Genomic DNA, 3403 nt, shown 5'->3' with positions numbered 1-3403 from the left:
CACGACGGTTAAGCTTCACAGTGCCGATGGTACTGCAGGGGAGGCCCTGTGGGAGAGTAGGTCGCTGCTAGGTTATATATTTTGGCTAGATAGCTCAGTCGGTAGAGCAGAGGACTGAAAATCCTCGTGTCCCTGGTTCGATTCCTGGTCTAGCCACCAAAAACACTTCATGTATTATATGGGGTGTTTTTTATTTAGCAAAAATTAAATAAAATACATTATCAGGTACTTAGAAAAATAAATTACATAATGTCTTTTAGTTAACATAAAAAGCAATTATACTTAGAAAAAAACTTAATAGATGATACTATTGCTACAAAGATAGATGGAATTATAGTTATAAATCTTTATTATTTAAAAAAATTACCTATTATGTATAAACAGGGATAATTGTTACTATGATAAGTAAGAATTATAACTACAAATTCAAGTTAACATAGTACTATTCTTGTAATGAGATAATTAAAATGTTATAATCTATGATAATATTGTAAAATACTAATATAGATTATAACATTTTTGAATTTATCCATATGAGAGGAGGCCCGTTGAACAAATCCTTAACAAGGCTAGTGTTCAACAAAAGGTTATGATAGATGAAAATAAAATTAAAGATGCTGTAAAGATGATTATAGAAGCCATAGGAGAAGATCCAGAAAGAGAAGGGTTACAGGAAACTCCTGATAGAATTGCTAAAATGTATAAAGAAATATTTTCAGGGTTACATTCTACTCCAGAAGAACATTTAAAGAAAACCTTCAGTGTAGATAATGATGATATAATATTGGAGAAAAATATACAGTTTTATTCAATGTGTGAACATCACCTTGTTCCTTTTTACGGCAAAGCTCATGTTGCATATATATCTAATGGAAGAGTTGCAGGATTAAGTAAACTAGCTAGAACTGTTGAAATATTTGCTAAAAGACCTCAACTTCAAGAGCGAATGACGTCGCAAATTGCAGATTCCATTATGGAGTTTTTAGATGCGCAAGGTGTTATGGTTGTAATAGAAGCAGAGCATATGTGCATGACTATGAGAGGTGTAAAAAAACCAGGAAGTAAAACGGTAACTGTGGTTACAAGAGGAAAATTTAAGGAAGATACTAGCTTAAAGGAAGAGATATATAGAATGATTAAATTATAGTTAGGAGTTATGATTCATTGAATAGAGTTAATGCAATTATAAATAACCCTAAATTTAAGAAGTATATAGCGAAAAACGAAGAGCATGAAGTAAATAGAGAATTTTGCCATCACGATATGCAACACTTCTTAGATGTAGCAAGATTAGCGTATATAATGGTTTTAGAAAGGAAGTTAACTATAAATAAGGAAATTATCTATGGGGCGGCTATGCTCCACGATATTGGCAGATGGATGCAGTATGAGGAAGATATTTCACATGATCTTGCTAGTTATAAACTTTCAAAGGAAATATTAATAGAGAGTGGATATAACAACGATGAGATCGAGGTAATATTAAGTGCAATATTGAAACATAGAAAAAAAGATGACAATGAAAACTCCTTTAATTATATATTCTATATAAGTGATAAGCTATCAAGAAAATGTTTTTTGTGTAAAGCTGCCAATAAGTGCAATTGGTCTGAAGGTAAGAAAAACTATAAAATAATCTATTAATACTTTCATTAGCATATAGGCTCCCGATTGTTGAAAAGAGGGAGCCTATAACTTTTAACACTTAATATGTTTTGTGAGGAGAGATAATATAAATATGGATAAAATACACGTAAAAGACTTAGAAGTATATGCTTTTCATGGAGTTAATCAACAAGAGAAAGATATGGGGCAGCGCTTCCTAATATCATTAACACTTTTTTTAGATTTAAAGCCAGCTGCAGAAAATGATGATTTAACAAAAACTGTTAACTATGCTCAGTTGTGTTGCGATGTAGAAGAAGAATTCAAAAAAGAAAAATATGATTTAATTGAAAAGGCAGCTGAAGAATTGGCTCAATTTATACTGCTAAAATATGATTTAGTAAATAGAGTAGAGGTTAAAATAAAGAAACCTTGGGCTCCAATAGGTAAACCTGTAGATTATGCTGCTGTGGAAATCCACAGGCAATGGCATACAGCCTACATAGCTATAGGATCTAATTTGGGAGATAGAAAGACAAATTTAGAAACTGCTATAAACCTCATAAATGACTCAACTTTTAATAAAGTTACAAAAACATCTAGTTTCTACGAAACTAAGCCTGTAGGATACTTAGAACAGGATAATTTCTTAAATGGAGCAATAGAAATAAAAACATTATTGTCACCTATTAGGCTTATGAAGTTTTTGCTGGAAAAAGAAAAAGAACTTAAAAGGGAAAGAATGGTTAAGTGGGGACCAAGAACTATAGATTTAGATATATTACTTTATGATAATTTAATAACATCACAGGAAGAAATAATAATTCCACACCCAAGAATGCATGAGAGGTTATTTGTTTTAAGACCTCTATCAGATATTGCTCCATATATTACACATCCTATTTTACATAGTAGAATAATAGAATTAATGAATAAAATATCTGAGGATCAGGAACTATAATATATAGATTTACAGAGTAAAAATTTTGCATATACTATGGAATATATTGCCATACTTCGTCACGTTAAATATTTTTAATTAGTCTAGAGCTGGAATCTAAGCAGAGAACTAAAATCTGTTATTTTGTGCGAAGCTCTTAGGCAGAGATACAAAGTTTTTTAATTTTATATGATAGATTACTCTGTGAGTATTGTTCTGAGTAAAGAAAGAGCAATTTTATAATATCTAGGTTACTAAAGTTGAGTAGATATCCGATATAGGGAGATAGAGATGACCTTACTAATAGCGTGAGTAAACTTGTTGTAATGGCTATATTGAACAGAATACTCCCTATTCTAAAGTGGTGAGCAGTTCACTGAACCTCTAACTGTGAATTAAGCAAAAGTATTTCAATGTAACATTTTTGATTAATAACATATCATAATTATATATTGAGTTTCTAAGTTATATATGATCTATAATAAAAGTCACTATAAACTTGTCCTGGGGTATCTATAATAGAAAAATGAAGGAATACATGGGAGGTACAAAGTATTAATAATATAATCTTAAATAATGACCTATATTTATAAGTATCACTTTAAATTCCATGATATTATAGATCATGTCGTTTGAAGGCGAAACGAATTTAAATGAATTTCAACCAATAATGTGTTATTTTCTATAAAAAATGAGTTAAATTTAAAAAATAAAAAAAGTGTTGACGAATTCAAAGTAGTATGATAACATATAATAGTCGTCAGATGAGATGACACGATCCTTGAAAATTAAACAGAGTGAGATAAGAAAAACTTATCTATATAAATAAACCAGCAATTCTTTTGAGCTACTAGATTA

3 protein-coding genes and 1 tRNA gene are annotated in these 3403 nt (G+C 30.2%); all 4 read left to right on the top strand.

The window, feature by feature from the left end:
• Positions 1-83: 83 nt before the first annotated feature.
• Positions 84-159, top strand: a tRNA-Phe gene (locus HGI79_RS22205).
• Between the two features lie 433 nt (positions 160-592).
• Entirely contained in the window at positions 593-1147 is a 555-nt protein-coding gene (gene folE, locus HGI79_RS22200) for a GTP cyclohydrolase I FolE (RefSeq protein ID WP_313885249.1), read from the top strand.
• 17 nt (positions 1148-1164) lie between these two features.
• On the top strand, positions 1165-1644 hold the full coding sequence (locus tag HGI79_RS22195) for an HD domain-containing protein (RefSeq protein WP_185652843.1): 480 nt from the start codon (positions 1165-1167) through the stop codon (positions 1642-1644).
• 94 nt (positions 1645-1738) lie between these two features.
• Positions 1739-2566, top strand: a complete 828-nt coding sequence (gene folK, locus HGI79_RS22190) for a 2-amino-4-hydroxy-6-hydroxymethyldihydropteridine diphosphokinase (protein ID WP_185652842.1) — start codon at positions 1739-1741, stop codon at positions 2564-2566.
• Positions 2567-3403: the final 837 nt, after the last annotated feature.

Source organism: Clostridium sp. DJ247 (assembly GCF_014231265.1).
This window is presented reverse-complemented; position numbering and strand designations above follow the sequence as displayed.